Origin of the sequence: Erysipelothrix enhydrae (genome assembly GCF_035066605.1) — a bacterium.
Lineage (GTDB): Bacteria > Bacillota_I > Bacilli_A > Erysipelotrichales > Erysipelotrichaceae > Erysipelothrix > Erysipelothrix amsterdamensis.
In genome coordinates this window covers 264,044-282,237 of sequence record NZ_CP125807.1, presented here as the reverse complement: position 1 = coordinate 282,237, position 18,194 = coordinate 264,044, and the positions used below count along the sequence as shown (strand labels likewise).

Genomic DNA, 18,194 nt, shown 5'->3' with positions numbered 1-18,194 from the left:
TTATCGCTTATCAATTCGTTTAGCGATTCTATTACCTGTAAATTGAATCATCAGTACAAGAACAATCATAATGAGAATGGTTGCATACATGATTTGCCACTCAAATCGCTGATAACCATATCGCATTGCGAAGTCCCCAATCCCGCCTCCGCCAACAACACCCATCACCGTCGAGTAGTTTACATAACTAATAATGGAAGATGTAAGTCCGAGGACAAGTCCTGATCGTGCTTCAACAAACAGAAATTTAAAAACAAGTTGAAACGGTGTTGCTCCAAGTGAAAGGGCACTATCGATAATTCCTTGAGGAACCTCAAGGAGTGCTTGTTCAACAAATCGAGCATATAACGCCGCTGCAACAAAACTCATGGGTACTGAGGCTGCATAAGTTCCAAGTGAAGTCCCAATTAAGAATCGAGTCACTGGAATCATAAACACAATAAACAATAAAAACGGAAACGAACGTACCACATCCACATATCCATTTAAGATAAACGAAACAAATCGGTTCTCGTAATACCCGTCTTTGCGGGTAAGGTAGATAAGTGTGCCCAGTGGTAATCCAACTAAAAGTGCAGAAAGAATTGAAAATCCTAAAAGAATAAAGGTTTCGCTCAGTGCTTTAAGCAACTCAGCATGAAATTCAGCGTATATCGATATCATTGTAATAAGTAGTCCTTTGCATGGATTGCGTAAGAGCGTGCTGTATTATCTTCGTCGTGACGATTTACTGAAATCACTTCATGAAGCGTTCCATTATCCAAAATCGCAACCCGATCACACAGCGTCTTCGCAACCTCTAATTCATGAGTAACAATCACAATTGTTGTGCCGAATTGTTGATTAATCTGTTTTAAAACCTCAAGAATTTCTTTGGTAGTATGAGGATCTAAGGCAGAAGATGGTTCATCACAAACCAGAATCTTAGGTTTTGTAATCAGTGCCCGCGCAATGGCGACACGCTGACGTTCACCACCACTAAGTTGTGCAGGATAGTGGTGGATCTTTGATTCTAAGTGTACAAAGCAAAGTGCTTCAGACACCATATTACAATCTTTATTCTTTGCAAGTCTTAGTGGCAAGGCAATGTTATCAAACACTGTACGATTCCCCAACAAATTGAAATTCTGGAAAACGACGCCAATCTCTTTACGAAGTGAACGCAGTGCGTTACTTGATAGTGATTTTAAATCGGTGCCATCAATGAAAACCGCACCCTCATCGGGCAGTTCTAATCCATTGATTAAACGCAATGCAGTTGATTTACCGGCTCCGCTTTCACCAATAATTCCAAAAATTTCGGATTGATTGATTTCAAATGAAACGTTGTCGAGTGCCTTGAATGTTTTGTTTTTACCTTGATAATGTTTAGAAACATTTTTAAACTCAATAATAATAAAACCTCCCAGCTCATTAACCCACCGTTATTATAGAGTCTCCACTCATCTTTTTCACTCAATATACTCAAAAAAACACAATTGAACAACGTGATTTTACTAACAAAATGAGCGTTCTGGAGGCTCATAAATACAGACTCATGTATAATAATAAAAAAAGGAGAATGATAAACATGACATCGATTTATAAAACAACGGCTATAAATGAAACAACTGTGCCAAATCAAACGCGAATTGAAGATGGGCTTGCACTTATAATGACACCGCCTTTAGATCAACAAGAAGGTTCCAATCCAGAACAACTTCTTGCAATGTCATGGGCAACATGTCTTAATGCCACAAGTCAAGCACTTTTAAAAGCAAGAAAACTCGAACATAATTCAAGAGTACGTGTTGAAGTAGACCTTCATAAAGAGGCAAATGGAGTAGGATTTCACTTCAGTGCCTATGCCTACTTAGCCGTCGAAGGTTTTACACTTGAAGAAAGTGAACGCCTTGTACGTCAAGCTCATGAACGATGTCCTGTATCGAAACTGATACATGGTAACGAACATGTGGATGTGTTTGTGGAATCATACTAAGCAGTCCTAAAGACTGCTTTTTTGTATTATGTTATTTAGTGTAAAGTTTGGGAATGAGGCTTTGTTTGCATTAAGTCATGATATAATCAAAACGTAAAAAGGTGGTATAAGATGAAATTAGAAAATGAATCGTTACTTTTAGAATTTGATTGTAAAGGTGCAGAACTTCGTCGCGCATTAAATAAAGAAACACAAAAAGAATTAATGTGGAACGGTGATGCTGCATTTTGGGGACGTGTTTCTCCAGTCCTTTTCCCCATAGTAGGAAAAGTATTTAATGGAAAATATACGATCGATGGCCAAGACTATCATTTATCCCAACATGGGTTCTTAAGAGATCAAGAATTTGAAGTGGTCCGTCATACTGAAAATGAATTTGTATTTGAGTATCACAGTGATGATGCAATGTTAGGCGTTTACCCATTTAAACATAAAGTGCAGATTGCTTATAAATTAGATGGAAAACGCATCACTGTAACGTGGCATATCTTTAATAAAGATGAGAATGAAATGTTTTATGCAATTGGTGCACATCCTGCTTTTCTGCTTGATGATGAAGGCGATTATGAGTTTGTCTTTAAACAAGCTGAAAATGTTCATCAATACGGACTTAAAGAAGGGTTTATTGATGGTAAGGTTCCGGTTCAATTGGATCGTCTTGAGGTGAATGAAGCAAACTTCAAAGATACAACCTTAATCTATGATCATACTTCAGAAGTGATATTAATAAATAAGAACACCCAAGAATCTGTTACGCTAGGGTATGAAGGTTTTGACTATTTAGCGCTATGGCGTCCTTGTAAGGAAGGTGTTATGGCACCTTTTGTATGTATCGAACCTTGGGTTGGTATTGCGGATGAATACGGTGGATATCGTGATATTCGCGAAAAACTTGCAATTAAGCGTCTTCAGAAAGGTGATGACATTGTCCATCAATATACGGTGACGTTTCAATGAAACAAAAATTTATTCAAATGATGCAGGGCCGTTATGGAACGGATAAGTTGAATCAACATCTTCTTTATTTAGGTGTGGTTGTGGCGATTGTTGGGATTTTTACCCGCCAGGTTTGGCTACAAGGGGTTTGGCTTTTACTCTTAGTTTATGTCTATTACCGTACCTTTTCGCGTAAGATTCAAAAAAGATATCAAGAGAATCAAGCTTATCTTACATTCTTAAGTAAGGTAAATGCGAAATGGGATCGTATAAAGTCATGGCCAAAGTACAAATATTTCACATGTGAGGCATGTAAAACGCGACTTCGCGTACCCCGAAGAAAAGGAAACATCGAAATAACGTGTCCAAACTGCAAAACAAAATTTGACGCAAAATCATAAAACTTACTAAATTCGTGATAGTTTTCACAATGAAAACGCTTAACTTGTTTCTTCTTCACGAATTTAGTTTTTATTTGCGCATTTTTACGTTGATTTGTTTGAGTCATCCTTTGATCCAACATACAATATGTATGTGAAAGAAATAACAAGGGAGGTCACATACCATGACAACTAAAAAAGTAGAATTGGACAACGAAGTCAATGAACTCGTTGCGAATGCTCAAAAAGCGTTAAAAGGTTTTATGGATTTAAATCAAGAACAAGTCGATTATATCGTTGCGAAAGCAAGTGTTGCTGCACTCGATCAACACGGTGTTTTAGCTCAACTTGCTGTTGAAGAAACAGGACGAGGCTGTTTTGAAGACAAGGCAACCAAAAACTTATTTGCATGTGAACATGTTATTAACCATATGCGTCACCTTAAAACAGTTGGCGTTATCAGTGATGATGAAATCACAGGAATTACCGAAATTGCGCATCCAGTAGGGGTTATTTGTGGAATTACACCCGTTACAAACCCAACATCAACTGCAATTTTTAAATCATTAATTTCATTAAAAACAAGAAATCCAATTATTTTCTCATTCCACCCATCTGCACAAAAATGTAGTATTGCGGCTGCGAAGGTTGTTTATGAAGCTGCAGTTGCTGCAGGTGCTCCTGAACACTGTGTTCAATGGATAGAACGCGGATCAAAAGAAAAAACAGATGAACTTATGAATCACGACGGTGTTGCGACAATTCTTGCAACCGGTGGTAATGCAATGGTTCGTGCTGCTTACTCATGCGGTAAACCTGCACTTGGTGTTGGTGCCGGAAACGTTCCTGCATATATTGAAAAATCAGCAGATGTTGCCCAAGCTGTAAATGATATTGCCCTATCAAAATCATTTGATAACGGTATGATTTGTGCTTCAGAACAAGCAGTTATTATTGATGCAGACGTTTATGATGAAGCAATTGAAAAATTCAAAAAATACGGTATGCACTTCCTCTCAGCTGTAGATAAGAAAAAAGTTGAGAAATTTATGTTTGGTGTTTCCAGTGGCGATGCAAATGTCCTTGAAGCAAAATTAAATCCAAATGTTGTAGGTAAAGATGCAACATGGATTGCTGAACAAGCAGGGATTAAAGTACCTTCAAATACAGTAATCTTAGCAGCAGAATGTAAAGAAGTAGGCCCAAATGAAGTTCTAACACGTGAAAAACTATCACCTGTTCTTGCAGTCTTAAAATCAAAAGACAGCGACGAAGGAATTAGCTTAGCACGTCAAATGGTTGAATTTGATGGATTGGGTCACTCAGCAGCAATCCATACAAAATCAAAAGAACTTTCCGAAAAATTTGGAGAAACTGTTCCTGCAATTCGTATTATCTGGAACTCACCATCAACCTTTGGAGGAATTGGTAACATCTATAATGACTTTATTCCTTCATTAACACTTGGTTGTGGTTCATATGGACATAACTCAGTAGGCGATAACGTAAGTGCTGTTCACCTCTTGAATATTAAAAAGATTGGGAGACGTAATAACAATATGCAATGGTTCAAAGTACCATCAAAAATTTATTTCGAAAGAAACTCAATTCAATATTTAAAATCAATGCGTGATGTTGAACGTGTATTCGTTGTAACAGACCGCGCAATGGTTGATTTAGGTTACTACAACTTAATTGTTGAACAACTTAATAAACGTCGTAACAAAGTTCAAATTCAATTATTCTGCGATGTTGAGCCAGATCCATCATTAAACACTGTTAAACGTGGTTATGAAATGATGAAATCATTCCAACCTGATACAATTATTGCTTTAGGTGGTGGTTCACCAATGGATGCCGCTAAAGGTATGTGGATCTTCTATGAACATCCAGATGTAGACTTTAATGATTTAAAACAAAAATTTGTGGATATCCGTAAACGTGCATTCCGTTACCCAGACTTGGGCGAAAAAGCACAACTTGTATGTATCCCAACAACTTCCGGTACCGGTAGTGAGGTTACACCATTTGCAGTTATCACTGATACAGATGCAAATAAGAAATACCCACTTGCTGACTACTCACTTGTTCCAACTGTTGCGATTGTCGATCCAATCTTCACAACAAACCTTCCTGCATCCGTAACTGCAGATACAGGTCTTGATGTGTTAACACATGCTACAGAAGCATATGTTTCAAACTTTGCAAATGACTATACAGATGGTCTTGCAATTCAAGCCATCAAAATGGTCTTTGAAAACCTTGAACGTGCAGTATATAACGGTAAAAACGACTTAGATGCACGTGAAAAAATGCATAATGCTTCAACTCTTGCAGGGATGGCATTTGCGAATGCATTCTTAGGTATGAGTCACTCATTAGCGCATAAAATTGGTGGTAAATTCCACGAAATGCCTCATGGACGTATTAATGCAATTCTCTTACCATATGTTGTACGTTATAATGGTACACATCCAGAAAAACCTTCATTATGGCCAAAATACAATGTATACCGTGCACATGAACGTTATGCTGAATTAGCACGTATCCTCGGATTACCTGCAAGCACAACTGAAGAAGGTGTTGAAAGTTATGCTCAAGCATGTCATGACTTAGCAGTTCGTTGTGGTATTAAGATGAGTTTCCAAGAACAAGGTGTAAATGAAAAAGCATTTATGGCTGAAACAGAAACCATTGCTTATCTTGCATACGAAGACCAATGTTCACCATGTAACCCACGTCTTCCACTTGTTAAGGATATGAAAGAAATTATTGAACATGCTTACTATCCTGCAGGAAAAATTCCTACAAAATCAAAAAAATAATATAATGATTTAAAAAGCATCGCTCTACCGGTGCAAAGAAAAAGCCCACATCAGCAGATGCGGGCTTTTCTTTAATTATTTAAAATCTTTTTCGAATTCGTCAAGGCTTTCTTTAAGTAGTGTTACCGTATATGCCATGCTTGGACCACCACCAAATGCAACAGAAACTAGTGCAGCTTCTTCAATTTCTGGACGTGTTGCACCATGTTTTAATGCTTCATGTGTATGGTAAACAATGCAGTATTCGCAACGGTTATATACCGCAATCCCAACACTGATTAATTCTTTCGTTTTAGGGTCCAATGCTCCGGGAGCATAACTTTTTCCTAAAAGATTCATAAACGCACCAACACCCTCGCGTTGTGTACGTGATAATTCAGTTAAACCACCTGTAAAAGCTTTATACATTTCTCTAACATCATATTGTGCCATGATCGTTCCTCCTGTATGTATATGTCCATGCTAACACAAAAAGAAATATCTTCAATTGTTTTATCCATACTTTTTTTGAATTACCGATATTTGTTAAACTTATGGAAAACGGTGGCTGCTGAATCAATTGTGTAAAAGGTTCTTCACATGAATAAAATATCAGTTACAATAGAAGTAAGAATGGAGGGGGAATATGAAAAAAGTTAGACTTAAAGATATTGCGAAGTTAGCCCATGTTTCAGAAGCATCCGTTTCTTTAGTATTAAATGACGCGCCCTCACGGATTTCAGAAGCTAAGAAAACGGAGATTAAGCGAATCGCGAAAGAGCTAAATTACCGACCAAATTATGTTGCTCGTAGTCTCTCTACCAATAAAACGCAAACAATCGGCTTAATTATTCCAGATATTGAGAACCCTTATTTTTCATCGTTTTCGAAACATGTCGAAGACTTACTCCGTAAAGAAGGATATCTCGTTTTTATGGTCAACAGTGATGATCATGTGGAAAATGATCGCACGCTTATTAAAGAACTTAAAGATCGGCAAGTTGATGGGTTAATTCTCTGTCCTGCTTTGGATGCATACCGTGTGAATGCGGATGTACAGCAGGAATTGGATTCGATTGGTGTTCCTTTTGTGTTGGTAGACCGCATTTTTGAAAACATTCAAACAAATCAAGTTTCCTATGATAATGAATATGGTGGATATCTCGCGACACAATACCTTATTGAACAGGGTTGTAAACACATTGCATGTTTTACCGGATCTTTGCTTACTTATGGGGGACGACAACGTTATGAAGGACATCTACGTGCTTTAAAAGAATCGGGACATTCTATAGCGAAAGAAAACCGTTATGAAGGGGATTATCGTTATGAGACGGGGTATGTTTTTGGGAAGGATGTTGTAGCACGTAAAGACATTGATGGGGTTTTTGCATGTAATGATCTCATGGCTTACGGATTGCTTAAGGCGATGGATGAAGCAGGGCTTACTCAGAAAACCCTTAAAGTTGTGGGGTATGATAATTTAAAACAATCAGAGATGTTTGGGATTCCGTTAACTTCTGTCTCTCAAGACCTTTCCGTTTTAGCGATGCATGCATGCAAACAACTGCTTAAACAAATTGAAGATCAAAGCTACCAAGAAGATACTGTATTAAAACCGGAACTTGTTAAATAAGCATGAACAATTGGTTCATGTTTTTTTATTGATTTTAGGTTAAACGCTTAATCTAAAACTATTGACAGCGGTTACAAAGCGGTGTAAACTAGAATTACAAGGAGGTTAAGCGCTTAATCATGAAGAAACAAGTATTTGAAATTAAAGAGAACGTGCTTACTCCGGAGCTTTATCAAGCGATGCATTCAGTCTGTAAATTTAAAGCATATGCTTTAGAGGATATTCGAATTGCGCTTGATCATGATTTATACGATGTTGTGGTGTTTGATGGTGACCAAGCGGTTGCCATTGCCCGACTGGTCGGTGATGGAAGGATTGTGTTCTTTCTCAAGGATGTCATCGTACATCCGCAATATCAACATCAAGGCTGTGGCGATTTACTGATGCAATCAATCTTTAAGTATCTCGCACGGGTTGCCTGTCAAGGTGCTTATGTAGGTCTCATGGCAACGCCAGGTGTTGAATCGTTTTATGTTCAGTATGGTTTTATCACAAGACCGACTGAAGAACTAGGAAGTGGGATGGTGTTATTTTATGAGCAGTAAGATTTATGTACTTGGAAGTATTAATGTGGATTTGATGATTTCCGCAAATCGTATGCCTCAACAAGGTGAAACGATTGCAGGCTATGATTATTTTGAAGCAATTGGTGGTAAGGGTGGTAATCAAGCAGCAGCATGTGCAAATCTTGGTGCCCCTACATTTCTCATTGGAAGTGTTGGACGGGATTATCATGGTCAACTTGCTTTAAATGCTTTAAATAATTTTGGGGTTAATACAAACCATGTTCTTCTCAGTGATGATGACCATACAGGGGTTGCGATGATTTTAAAAACAGATCACGATAATCGTATTATCATCAATCAAGGTGCTAATGCGAATATTAGTGTTCCACGCATCCACGAATCCCTACAGGGAACAAACCAGGATTTCTTTTTAACCCAATTTGAAGTTCCACTCTATGCTGTTTACGAAGGTCTCAAACAAGCAAAAACCTTGGGAATGACAACGGTGGTGAATCCAGCCCCTGCGGTTGTGATGAATGAAGATTTCTATCCCTTAATTGATTATCTTGTGGTAAATCAATCAGAGAGTGAAATTTTGACAGAAATCTTCCCACATGATCTTGAGGATTGTAAGCGTGCTGCCACCACCTTATTTGAACGAGGAGTTAAGACGGTTGTCTTTACCTTAGGTGGCTCTGGAAGTATCTGTATTTCTAAAGATCACGTTGATATCATCCCATCTTATGCAGTGGATGTGGTGGATACAACGGGAGCAGGTGATGCTTATATTGGAACGTTCCTATACGGTCTTAGTAAACAATGGAATCTTCAAAAAGCATTAACTTATGCAAGTGCTGCAGGTGCTCTTGCATGTACAAAACAGGGTGCTCAAGAGGCGCTTCCCACACTTGAAGCGTTAACGGATTTTATGAACCAAGGAGGAAATCATGAGTAGACGAAAAATTATTATTGATACAGATCCAGGCATTGATGATGCTGTTGCACTGGCAATCGCTTTATTTTCAGAAGAACTGGATGTTCAGTTGATTACAACAGTTGCAGGTAATGTAAGTATTGAGAAGGTTACAAAAAACACATTAAAGTTGTTGCCTTTTTACGGTAAAAAAATTCCAGTAGCTATGGGAGCATCCCGTCCCTTACTAAGAGAACCGATTGATGCAAGTGGTGTCCACGGTAAAACAGGGATGGATGGTTATGATTTCCCTGAGGAAGATCAAAGCCTACTTCTCGATAAAAATGCGGTGGAGGCAATGCATGAGGTCATTATGAACAGTGCGGAGAAAATTACACTCGTTCCAATTGGTCCGTTAACCAATATTGCCTTATTAATTCGAGAATATCCGGAAGTCATCGAACGCATTGATGAAGTGGTATTAATGGGAGGTAGTGTCGGTCGAGGTAATGCAGGTGTCTATTCTGAATTTAATATTAAAGTAGACCCAGAAGCTGCGAAGATTGTCTTTGAAAGTAGTTTAAATATTGTGATGGTAGGTCTTGATGTAGGTCTTAAAGCCCTTGTTTATCCTGAAGATTCTGCATTGATTAAAGACATGAATCCTGTTGGGAATATGTTTTATCACTTATTTAAAACCTATCGAGGCGGAAGCTTTAAGGTTGGTTTAAAGATGTATGACAGTTGTGCGATTGCATACTTACTTAAACCAGAAATGTTTGAAGTTGTGGAGACATTTGTAGGTATTGAGACCCAAGGGGAATATACATCAGGTGCTACCGTGGTAGACCTGAAAGGATATTGTGGTCAGCCCGCAAATGCGAAAGTTACGACTGATATTGATGCGGATATGTTTAAAACATGGTTCCTCGAATCAATTCAAAAGTGTCAAACGAAAAACTAATATAAAGGAGAATGAAGGTTATGAGTCCAATTGTTATGTATGGAGCTGGCTTGATTGCGGTCGCAATCGTGGTTGTAATGCTTCTTAAAAAACTAGATATTAAGATTACGTTATTTGGTGTTGGTATTTTACTGATGATGGTTGCGATTATGATGGGGAATGCGGTCATTGAAGAACCGGTTCATATCTTAGTTGATCCACTACTTGCGATTATTGATCAATTTAAGAAAACACTCCCAAGTTCTGGGTTTGTGATTCTTGTATTGGGTGGTTATACGGCTTATATGAATGCGATTGGTGCAAATGAGGTAACGGTTAATACACTCACAAAACCCCTCAAAGGCATTAAATCAGCATACGTTTTGGTTCCGATTGTATTCTTACTCGGGAACTTGTTATCCCTTGTAATTCCAAGTGCATCCAATTTATCCATTATTTTGCTTGCAACCTTGTATCCAGTTTTAAAAGAATCGGGTATGTCGACATTAACCGCAGCCGCAATTATTGCGACAACGGCAACGGTTATGCCAACACCATTAGGTGCAGATAACGTTGCGATCGCTGCGGAACTTGGAATGCCTGTTGCAGACTATGTCTTCCAACATCATGCAATTGTTTCGGTACCAACACTTCTTGTGATGGCACTTGCACATACATTCTGGCAAAAATACTGTGATAAAAAACTTATTGCAAGTGGTGAAGAAAAGGTTGTTTTGAATGTAGAAGCACCCAAACAAATTGAAGGTAGTGGTCTTTACAAATTTGTCTACACATTACTACCCTTGTTACCAATCTTAATCTTACTTGTTGTTTTTGCGATTAATGCGATAACAGGATCAAGTTTGAACTTATCTGTTGAAGTGGTATCGATGATGTCCTTTATCATTGCGATTGCGTGCGAACTGATACGTCATCGTGATGGTAATAAGGTATTAACCGCTACGGAATCTTTCTTTAAAGGTATGGGAAATGCAATGGGGATTGTTGTATTACTTGTTGCTGCTTCAACCTTTGTGAACGGTCTTAAAGCGATTGGTTTAATTACCCAACTTCAAACGGTAATGCAAACAACTCAAGCTTCAGGCTTTGTCTTACCACTGATTCTTGCACTCTTTACAGCACTGATTGTGCTTTTAAGTGGTAGTGGAATGGCACTCTTCTATGCAATGGTACCGCTTATGGTTCCACTTGCAGCAGCAGCGGGCATTAGTCCATTTGCGGTAACTGTGCCAATGGGACTTGCAGGAAACTTACTGCGTGCTGTCTCTCCGGTATCTGCCGTTGTGATGATTGTTGCAGGAACTACAAAAGAAGAACCGTTTGATATTGTGAAACGTACATCCGTTCCAATGATTGTTGGTACGGTCTTTATGTTTGTACTTTCGATGATTATATTCTAAAAAAAAAAACACATCACCGCTTAGGGTTGATGTGTTTTTTTATGAATGTCAAAGTCTAAAATCATCCTGACGGTTTTGTCTGTTAAACTGTCTGTTTGATCGTACCCTCGAAGAAAGGATACAAAATAATTGAGAAATTCTTCAACATGGTCTTTATCGTTTGTATAGGATCCTTTGAGAATACGACGGATAATCCCTTGATGCATAATATAAGCAAAATTCACAATCGTTGAAACATCATCGGCTTTAAAATATCCTGCTGCAACACAAGGATCAATTGAAAGTTGATTACGTCGTTTCATCCCTTGTCCTAAGACAAGATCACTGATATGTTTTGCGGGTTTGCTTTTATGCATTGGGAACGTTGCGTTGTAAGCATCCATATGACTTAGAATTTCATCAGATTTATCAGAATCGAATACGTATGTGTAGATTTCAGGATCTTTAAAAGACCAGTCGGAATAACATCGCCACATTAATAAATACTTATCAAGTGCATTTAGCTCTAAGTTGATTATGGTTTCAAGGTCACTGAGGTAATCGGTGATGGTATGGATCATTGCGAAGGCAATAAGTTGGTCAAGATTTTCAAAGTAATTATAGAGGGTAGCACTGTTGTATCCGGCAATGTCTGCGACTTTTCGGATGGTAATTGCTTGCATGCCTTCGGTATTTACAATTTCTTTGGCTGCCTGCATAAAATAGAGCATGGTTCGTTGTTTTTTTAATTTTTTATGGCTCATTGTCATGACAACCTCCTCACTATGTGAATTATATAACATATACAAATAAATCACAGTGGGTTTCCGGTTTTTTTGGTGCTTTTTTATAATGTTTATCGATATTTAGGGTATTTATAGCTAAGTTGGTGAATTATGTGCATTTTCGTTCTTTACACCAAAGGTAATGAATCTCTTTCAAGGCTATGCTATAATTAAAGAAATTAATGGGAGGAATTTATATTTATGGCTACACCACATATTAATGCTGAAAAAGGGCAAATCGCTAAGGTTGTATTAATGCCTGGAGATCCACTTCGTGCAAAGTTTATTGCGGAAACATTTTTGAAAGATGTGAAACAATTTAACGATGTACGTAATATGTTTGGATATACAGGAACCTATGAAGGCGTTGAAGTATCAGTAATGGGTTCAGGAATGGGACAACCAAGTATTGGAATTTATTCTTATGAACTTTATTCACAATTTGATGTTGAAGCAATTATTCGTATTGGTTCAGCAGGATCTTATGTTGAAGGACTTGATGTTTATGATGTAATTCTTTCAGATAGTGCATATAGTGAATCTTCATTTGCGAAGGTTGGATTTGGATATGAAGAAGATGTTCTTGAACCAAGTACTTTGTTAAATGATCAATTACGTGCTTCTGCACAAAAATTAGAGATTCCTATGCAAGAGGGACGCATTCATTCAAGTGATGTCTTTTATCGCGACTCCGGTGTTACATGGCAAGAACTTGCAAAGAATCATGGTGTCACATGTGTTGAGATGGAATCATTTGCACTCTTCGCAAATGCTAAGAAATTAAACAAACATGCAGCATGTCTTCTAACAATTTCAGATTCATTTGTAACACAAGAAGTAACTTCAGCTGAGGAACGTCAACTCTCATTCACAAATATGATGAAGATTGCGTTGGATGCAGCAATTTCTTTAAAATTCTAAAAAAATGAAACTCATCGATGATCGGTGAGTTTTTTTTATTTCTCATAGAACTACATTTGTAGTCACGATACTTGATATCGAAGAAATGTCATGATAAACTACAAATGTAAACGATAAAGGAGGACCAAAATTATGGATAAAAAGACATATAACATAACTGGGATGATGTGTGCATCCTGTCAAAGCCAAGTTGAAAAAGCATTGCAAGGTGTTGAGGGGGTTGATCATGTGGAAGTTAACTTGCTTACCAATCAAGCAGTTGTTTCTTCTCAAAGCGACATCCCCGAAGCAGACTTAATCCAGGCCGTTGAAGATCAAGGTTATGGCCTTGAAATCCCCAATCCTATTCAAGAAAAAACGGTGGATCTAAAACTTACTGACATGACCTGTGCATCCTGTGTTGCGAATGTAGAAGGTGCACTCCAACACTTAGAAGGCGTTATGTCCGCCAGTGTTAATTTAATGACGGAACGTGCACGTGTGACCTATGACCCTCATAAACTAAAATTGGTTGATATGATTCTAGCGATTGAAAATCAAGGCTATGGCGCAAGCCGTTTGGATGAAGTTGAAGCGATATCCACGGATTCTCAAAAACACCAAAATCAAAAAGAGAATCGTGCGCTTTACTTTAGTTTAATCTTAGCTGCAACCATGCTCTATATTACGATGGGTCAAATGTTTACCTATAAACTACCCTTACCATCCTTTATCGATCCTAATATTAATCCTTTGAACAATGCGCTCTTCCAAATTGTTATTACCATCCCTATTGTTTGGTTAAATCGTGATTACTTTAGAAGAGGCTTTAAAACATTATTTAAAGGGCATCCTAATATGGATTCTTTAGTAGCGATAGGAACCGGTAGTGCAATGCTTTACAGTTTCTATGGATTCTTCAAAATTTTAAATGGAGAACCTCATTTTGTACATCATCTCTACTTTGAGTCTGCAGCGGTGATTTTAGCGTTGATTCGTCTGGGGAAAACCATGGAGTCACGCAGTAAAGCGAAAACAACCAGTGCCATTAAGGCTTTATTAAATCTTAAACCAGAAACGGCACTTTTGATTCGTGAGGATGGTGTTGTGGAGATTGATGCGGATGAAATCCGAATTGGGGATCATCTGCTGGTAAAACCAGGTACATCTATTCCAATGGATGGTCGAATTTTAGAAGGTGAAAGTGCGGTCGATGAGTCGATGTTGACCGGAGAAAGTATTCCGGTTGATAAAACGCGCGATGATGATGTTGTGATGGGTACCATGAACCTTAACGGTCGTCTTGTCATCGAAGTGACCGTTGATGATCAAAATACAAAACTTGCGCAAATTATTCGTTTGGTTGAAGATGCACAAAACGAAAAGGCGCCCATCTCTAAAGTAGCGGATAAAGTAGCGGGTGTGTTTGTTCCTGTGGTAATGGTCATTGCGCTTATTTCTGGAATTTTATGGTTTATCGCTACCAAAGATCTAGAACGTGCTCTCACCATTTTCGTAACGGTACTCGTTATTGCTTGTCCATGTGCACTTGGACTTGCAACGCCAACGGCCATTATGGTCGGAACCGGAGTGGGCGCACAAAATGGAATTTTTATTAAGTCAGCGGAAGCACTTGAGGCTGCGGCTCATATTGATACCGTTGTTTTCGATAAAACAGGAACCTTAACACATGGGAAACCTGTCGTGACGGATATCGTCACGAACTTGCCTGAAAATGAATTCTTAAGTATTGTTGGTTCACTTGAAAATGCTTCCGAACATCCCTTAGCACACGCGCTTGTTTCAGAGTTAGAAAAGCGAAATCTAGAAATCTTAGCCATTGATTCATTTAGATCAATCTCAGGAAAAGGTCTTCAAGGAAGTGTTGGTGGAAAATCCATTGCAATTGGAAATGAAGCGTTGATGGATTCGTTAAGCATTCCTACAAATGGTTATGAAGCGGATGTGAAACGTTTATCTCAAGAAGGTAAAACAGCTATGTACGTTTCAAATCAAACATCATTAATGGGGATTGTTGCAGTTGCGGATACCGTTAAAACTGAGTCGATTGAAACCGTAAAAGCATTACAAAATATGAACTATGATGTCATCATGCTTACTGGTGATCATCGCGATACGGCACATGCAATTGCTGATCAAATTGGCATCAACCATGTCTTAGCAGAAGTGATGCCTGAAGAAAAAGCAGCCAAAATTAAAGAACTTCAAAGCCACGGTAAAAATGTCTTAATGGTTGGGGATGGAATTAATGATGCGGTCGCCTTGGTTCAAGCCGATGTTGGGATTGCAGTCGGTACCGGAACCGATGTAGCCATTGAATCGGCGAAAATTGTGCTTATGAAAGACAATTTGAAAGATGTTGTGAATGCACTAGCCCTCAGTAAGGCAACGATGCGTAATATTAAACAAAACTTATTCTGGGCATTTGCGTATAATGTTGTCGGAATTCCATTTGCAGCTGGTGTTTTTAAAGTCTTATTTCAAGGTCCACTTCTTGATCCAACGATCGCAGGTGCTGCTATGGCTTTAAGTTCCGTAAGTGTTGTTTCAAATGCATTGCGTTTGCGTCGTTTTAAGATTAAAATATAAGAGAAAGGCGGTAACTATGAAGCATATAATTTTTGTCGATAATATGAAGTGTGAGGGATGCGTTAAACGTATTTCAGAAGAATTGGATAACACACGTGTGGATTATACGATCAGTTTGGTCAATAAATCCGTAACGGTTGAAGGATCAAACGACACCGTCCATGCAGCAAAACAAGCAATTCAATCAGCAGGCTATTCTGTAAAATAGCCTGTTTTTCTTATTTTCGAGTAAAAATAAAGCAATTTAGTAGAAAAAATCATCAATAACTATATGAAGCAAAGACGGATTTGCACAAGCAACAAACATATAAGTGTGAAAATATTGGTTTTAAACCGTTTTCATGTGTGAAAGCGTAAACTACTGCACATGATTTCATTGAGAAACCCATTTGTATTTGTTATAATGGGAAAGGTAAATAAGGAGGCAATTATGACAAAAAGAACTGTCAGTGATTTGGATGTTGCTGGTAAGAAAGTCATTGTACGTGTTGACTTTAACGTTCCATTAAAAGATGGCGTTATTACAGACGATAACCGTATCAATGGTGCACTTCCAACAATCAAATATTTGGTAGAAAACAATGCAAAAGTTATTCTTATGTCACACTTGGGGAAAGTAAATCATAAGGATTCAGAAAAAACTGAAGCAGACAAAGCTAAAAATGATATGGCACCTGTTGCAGTAAGGCTACAGGAATTAATGCCGGAAACAAATGTTAAGTTTGTTCCAGTTACACGTGGTAGTGCGTTAGAAGATGCAGTTGCAGCTATGGCTGATGGCGACATCGTGTTAATGCAAAACACACGTTATGAAGTTGGCGAAAGCAAATGTGACGACAACTTATCACAATACTGGGCAAGTTTGGGAGACTTATTTGTAACAGATGCATTTGGATCTGTTCACCGTGCACATGCTTCAACTGTAGGGATTGCACAACATCTTCCTTCAGCACTTGGATTCCTTGTTGAGAAAGAAGTTAAGTTCTTAACAGAAGCAATCTATTCACCAAAAAGACCATTCGTAGCGATTTTAGGTGGTGCTAAGGTAAGCGACAAGATTAATGTTATTGAAAACTTATTAGACGTAGCTGACAAAGTTATTGTTGGTGGTGGAATGGCTTATACATTCTACAAAGCAAAAGGTTACGAAATCGGATCATCACTTGTTGAAATGGACCGTATTGATGTAGCGAAAGCAATTATGGAAAAAGCAGGCGATAAATTAGTATTGCCAGTTGATACTGTTGTTGCTAAGGAATTTGCACCAGATGCAACACCAGTTGTTGTGCCTTCAAATGAAATTCCTGCAGATATGATGGGACTTGACATTGGTCCTAAGACAATCGAATTATTCGAAAAAGAATTACAGGGTGCGAAAACTGTTGTTTGGAATGGTCCAATGGGTGTGTTTGAATTTGACGCATTTGCTCAAGGAACATTGTCAATCTGTAAAGCAATTACAGAACTTCCTGATGTATTGAGTGTTATCGGTGGTGGAGATTCTGCAGCCGCAGCAATTCAATTAGGATTCAAAGACCAAATTACTCACATCTCAACAGGTGGGGGAGCAAGTTTAGAATTTATGGAAGGAAAAGAATTGCCAGGTATTGCAGCAATTCAGGATAAATAAAACATGAGAAAACCGATTATCTTTGGTAACTGGAAAATGAATAAGACTATTGCAGAAGCAACTGAATTCGTTCAAGGTGTTGATGCATTTGTTACAGATAAAGCAGACTTTGGTGTTGCAGTGCCTTTCACAGCATTACAAGCATCCATTGCAAATGCTAAAAAATTACATATTGCAGCTGAAAATGTTCACTGGGCAGCTAACGGTGCTTATACAGGTGAAATCTCAGTTGAAATGTTAAAAGAAATTGGCACAAAATGGGTTGTTATCGGACACTCAGAACGTCGTCAATATTTCAATGAAACAGATGAAGACATCAATAAAAAAGCTGCTGTTTTAATCGAAAATGGTATGACTCCAATCGTTTGTGTTGGGGAAACATTGTTTGAATTTGAAGCAGATAAAACAGAAAAAGTTGTTCGTAAACAAGTTGCGGGTTGCTTAAGTGGTTTAAATGCAGAAGATGTACAAAACATCGTAATCGCATACGAACCTGTTTGGGCAATTGGAACTGGTAAGAGCGCTACTGTTGAGATTGCTCAAAACACATGTGCTTTAGTTCGTGATGAAGTTAAAAACTTATTTGGAGAAGAAGTTTCCGATAAAGTTCGTATTCAATACGGCGGATCAGTTAAACCTGAAAACATTGAAGAATACATGTCACAAGAAGACATTGATGGTGCATTAATTGGTGGAGCTTCACTTCAAGTGGATTCATTCAAAGCAATCATCGATGCAATTAAATAATTTATTAACGAGTTAATAAAAGAATA

18 protein-coding genes are annotated in these 18,194 nt (G+C 38.2%); 14 read left to right on the top strand and 4 right to left on the bottom strand.

Annotated features, from left to right (window positions below):
- Window positions 1-663, bottom strand: coding sequence for a methionine ABC transporter permease (locus LLS04_RS01545; protein WP_003774871.1), 663 nt, complete (start codon window positions 661-663; stop codon window positions 1-3).
- Window positions 660-1,391 (bottom strand): methionine ABC transporter ATP-binding protein, encoded by a 732-nt coding sequence (locus tag LLS04_RS01540; RefSeq protein ID WP_323612129.1) that lies wholly within the window; start codon window positions 1,389-1,391, stop codon window positions 660-662. Before LLS04_RS01540 ends, LLS04_RS01545 begins: the two co-directional genes overlap by 4 nt.
- 179 nt (window positions 1,392-1,570) lie before the next feature.
- Between LLS04_RS01540 and LLS04_RS01535 the strand changes: the two genes are divergently transcribed.
- From LLS04_RS01535 to adhE, 4 genes are all read left to right on the top strand, one after another.
- Window positions 1,571-1,978 carry an OsmC family protein gene (locus tag LLS04_RS01535; protein WP_323611549.1) on the top strand — a complete coding sequence of 136 codons (408 nt, stop codon included), beginning with the start codon at window positions 1,571-1,573 and terminating at the stop codon, window positions 1,976-1,978.
- A 111-nt stretch (window positions 1,979-2,089) separates the two neighbouring features.
- A complete protein-coding gene (locus LLS04_RS01530) occupies window positions 2,090-2,935 on the top strand; it encodes an aldose 1-epimerase family protein (RefSeq protein WP_323611547.1) in 846 nt (281 codons plus the stop codon).
- Entirely contained in the window at window positions 2,932-3,315 is a 384-nt protein-coding gene (locus LLS04_RS01525; protein ID WP_323611546.1) for a zinc ribbon domain-containing protein, read from the top strand. The genes LLS04_RS01530 and LLS04_RS01525 overlap by 4 nt, the downstream gene beginning before the upstream one ends.
- A 164-nt stretch (window positions 3,316-3,479) precedes the next feature.
- The gene (gene adhE / locus LLS04_RS01520; RefSeq protein ID WP_323611544.1) at window positions 3,480-6,119 is read left to right on the top strand and encodes a bifunctional acetaldehyde-CoA/alcohol dehydrogenase; all 2,640 of its coding nucleotides are present in this window, start codon (window positions 3,480-3,482) and stop codon (window positions 6,117-6,119) included.
- 75 nt (window positions 6,120-6,194) lie between these two features.
- On the opposite strand, the gene LLS04_RS01515 is transcribed toward adhE, so the two are convergent.
- Window positions 6,195-6,551: a carboxymuconolactone decarboxylase family protein gene (locus tag LLS04_RS01515; protein ID WP_003774883.1), complete on the bottom strand. Its 357-nt coding sequence runs from the start codon at window positions 6,549-6,551 to the stop codon at window positions 6,195-6,197.
- A 193-nt stretch (window positions 6,552-6,744) separates the two neighbouring features.
- On the opposite strand from LLS04_RS01515, the gene LLS04_RS01510 reads away from it, so the two are divergent.
- The 5 genes from LLS04_RS01510 (at window position 6,745) to dcuC (ending at window position 11,517) form a co-directional block, all read left to right on the top strand.
- Entirely contained in the window at window positions 6,745-7,734 is a 990-nt protein-coding gene (locus LLS04_RS01510) for a LacI family DNA-binding transcriptional regulator (protein WP_323611543.1), read from the top strand.
- A 119-nt stretch (window positions 7,735-7,853) separates the two neighbouring features.
- Complete coding sequence (locus tag LLS04_RS01505; RefSeq protein WP_323611542.1) at window positions 7,854-8,279, top strand: GNAT family N-acetyltransferase; 426 nt, start codon at window positions 7,854-7,856, stop codon at window positions 8,277-8,279.
- Window positions 8,269-9,195, top strand: coding sequence for a ribokinase (locus tag LLS04_RS01500; protein ID WP_323611539.1), 927 nt, complete (start codon window positions 8,269-8,271; stop codon window positions 9,193-9,195). Before LLS04_RS01505 ends, LLS04_RS01500 begins: the two co-directional genes overlap by 11 nt.
- Entirely contained in the window at window positions 9,188-10,117 is a 930-nt protein-coding gene (gene rihC, locus LLS04_RS01495) for a ribonucleoside hydrolase RihC (RefSeq protein WP_323611536.1), read from the top strand. The genes LLS04_RS01500 and rihC overlap by 8 nt, the downstream gene beginning before the upstream one ends.
- Window positions 10,118-10,137: 20 nt before the next feature.
- Window positions 10,138-11,517 carry a C4-dicarboxylate transporter DcuC gene (dcuC, locus tag LLS04_RS01490; RefSeq protein WP_323611535.1) on the top strand — a complete coding sequence of 460 codons (1,380 nt, stop codon included), beginning with the start codon at window positions 10,138-10,140 and terminating at the stop codon, window positions 11,515-11,517.
- Between the two features lie 20 nt (window positions 11,518-11,537).
- Here the strand turns inward: dcuC and LLS04_RS01485 are convergent, their stop codons facing one another.
- Window positions 11,538-12,260 carry a TetR/AcrR family transcriptional regulator gene (locus tag LLS04_RS01485; RefSeq protein ID WP_323611534.1) on the bottom strand — a complete coding sequence of 241 codons (723 nt, stop codon included), beginning with the start codon at window positions 12,258-12,260 and terminating at the stop codon, window positions 11,538-11,540.
- 222 nt (window positions 12,261-12,482) lie between these two features.
- Between LLS04_RS01485 and deoD the strand changes: the two genes are divergently transcribed.
- The 5 genes from deoD (at window position 12,483) to tpiA (ending at window position 18,168) form a co-directional block, all read left to right on the top strand.
- Window positions 12,483-13,202: a purine-nucleoside phosphorylase gene (gene deoD, locus LLS04_RS01480; protein WP_323611533.1), complete on the top strand. Its 720-nt coding sequence runs from the start codon at window positions 12,483-12,485 to the stop codon at window positions 13,200-13,202.
- Between the two features lie 132 nt (window positions 13,203-13,334).
- Window positions 13,335-15,791: a heavy metal translocating P-type ATPase gene (locus LLS04_RS01475; protein WP_323611531.1), complete on the top strand. Its 2,457-nt coding sequence runs from the start codon at window positions 13,335-13,337 to the stop codon at window positions 15,789-15,791.
- A 16-nt stretch (window positions 15,792-15,807) separates the two neighbouring features.
- A complete protein-coding gene (locus tag LLS04_RS01470; protein WP_125163700.1) occupies window positions 15,808-15,999 on the top strand; it encodes a heavy-metal-associated domain-containing protein in 192 nt (63 codons plus the stop codon).
- A gap of 222 nt (window positions 16,000-16,221) precedes the next feature.
- On the top strand, window positions 16,222-17,421 hold the full coding sequence (locus LLS04_RS01465; protein ID WP_323611527.1) for a phosphoglycerate kinase: 1,200 nt from the start codon (window positions 16,222-16,224) through the stop codon (window positions 17,419-17,421).
- A 3-nt stretch (window positions 17,422-17,424) separates the two neighbouring features.
- Complete coding sequence (gene tpiA, locus LLS04_RS01460; RefSeq protein WP_323611526.1) at window positions 17,425-18,168, top strand: triose-phosphate isomerase; 744 nt, start codon at window positions 17,425-17,427, stop codon at window positions 18,166-18,168.
- The last annotated feature ends 26 nt before the right edge of the window (window positions 18,169-18,194 follow it).

Bases quoted from the DNA above. Each gene is read 5' to 3' on its own strand.
- LLS04_RS01525 (WP_323611546.1), top strand. From the start codon at position 2,932: ATGAAACAAAAATTTATTCAAATGATGCAGGGCCGTTATGGAACGGAT.
- tpiA (WP_323611526.1), top strand. From the start codon at position 17,425: ATGAGAAAACCGATTATCTTTGGTAACTGGAAAATGAATAAGACTATT.
- dcuC (WP_323611535.1), top strand. From the start codon at position 10,138: ATGAGTCCAATTGTTATGTATGGAGCTGGCTTGATTGCGGTCGCAATC.
- deoD (WP_323611533.1), top strand. From the start codon at position 12,483: ATGGCTACACCACATATTAATGCTGAAAAAGGGCAAATCGCTAAGGTT.
- LLS04_RS01545 (WP_003774871.1), bottom strand. From the start codon at position 663: ATGATATCGATATACGCTGAATTTCATGCTGAGTTGCTTAAAGCACTG.
- LLS04_RS01465 (WP_323611527.1), top strand. From the start codon at position 16,222: ATGACAAAAAGAACTGTCAGTGATTTGGATGTTGCTGGTAAGAAAGTC.
- rihC (WP_323611536.1), top strand. From the start codon at position 9,188: ATGAGTAGACGAAAAATTATTATTGATACAGATCCAGGCATTGATGAT.
- LLS04_RS01510 (WP_323611543.1), top strand. From the start codon at position 6,745: ATGAAAAAAGTTAGACTTAAAGATATTGCGAAGTTAGCCCATGTTTCA.
- LLS04_RS01530 (WP_323611547.1), top strand. From the start codon at position 2,090: ATGAAATTAGAAAATGAATCGTTACTTTTAGAATTTGATTGTAAAGGT.
- LLS04_RS01470 (WP_125163700.1), top strand. From the start codon at position 15,808: ATGAAGCATATAATTTTTGTCGATAATATGAAGTGTGAGGGATGCGTT.
- LLS04_RS01515 (WP_003774883.1), bottom strand. From the start codon at position 6,551: ATGGCACAATATGATGTTAGAGAAATGTATAAAGCTTTTACAGGTGGT.
- LLS04_RS01500 (WP_323611539.1), top strand. From the start codon at position 8,269: ATGAGCAGTAAGATTTATGTACTTGGAAGTATTAATGTGGATTTGATG.
- LLS04_RS01475 (WP_323611531.1), top strand. From the start codon at position 13,335: ATGGATAAAAAGACATATAACATAACTGGGATGATGTGTGCATCCTGT.
- LLS04_RS01505 (WP_323611542.1), top strand. From the start codon at position 7,854: ATGAAGAAACAAGTATTTGAAATTAAAGAGAACGTGCTTACTCCGGAG.
- adhE (WP_323611544.1), top strand. From the start codon at position 3,480: ATGACAACTAAAAAAGTAGAATTGGACAACGAAGTCAATGAACTCGTT.
- LLS04_RS01485 (WP_323611534.1), bottom strand. From the start codon at position 12,260: ATGAGCCATAAAAAATTAAAAAAACAACGAACCATGCTCTATTTTATG.
- LLS04_RS01535 (WP_323611549.1), top strand. From the start codon at position 1,571: ATGACATCGATTTATAAAACAACGGCTATAAATGAAACAACTGTGCCA.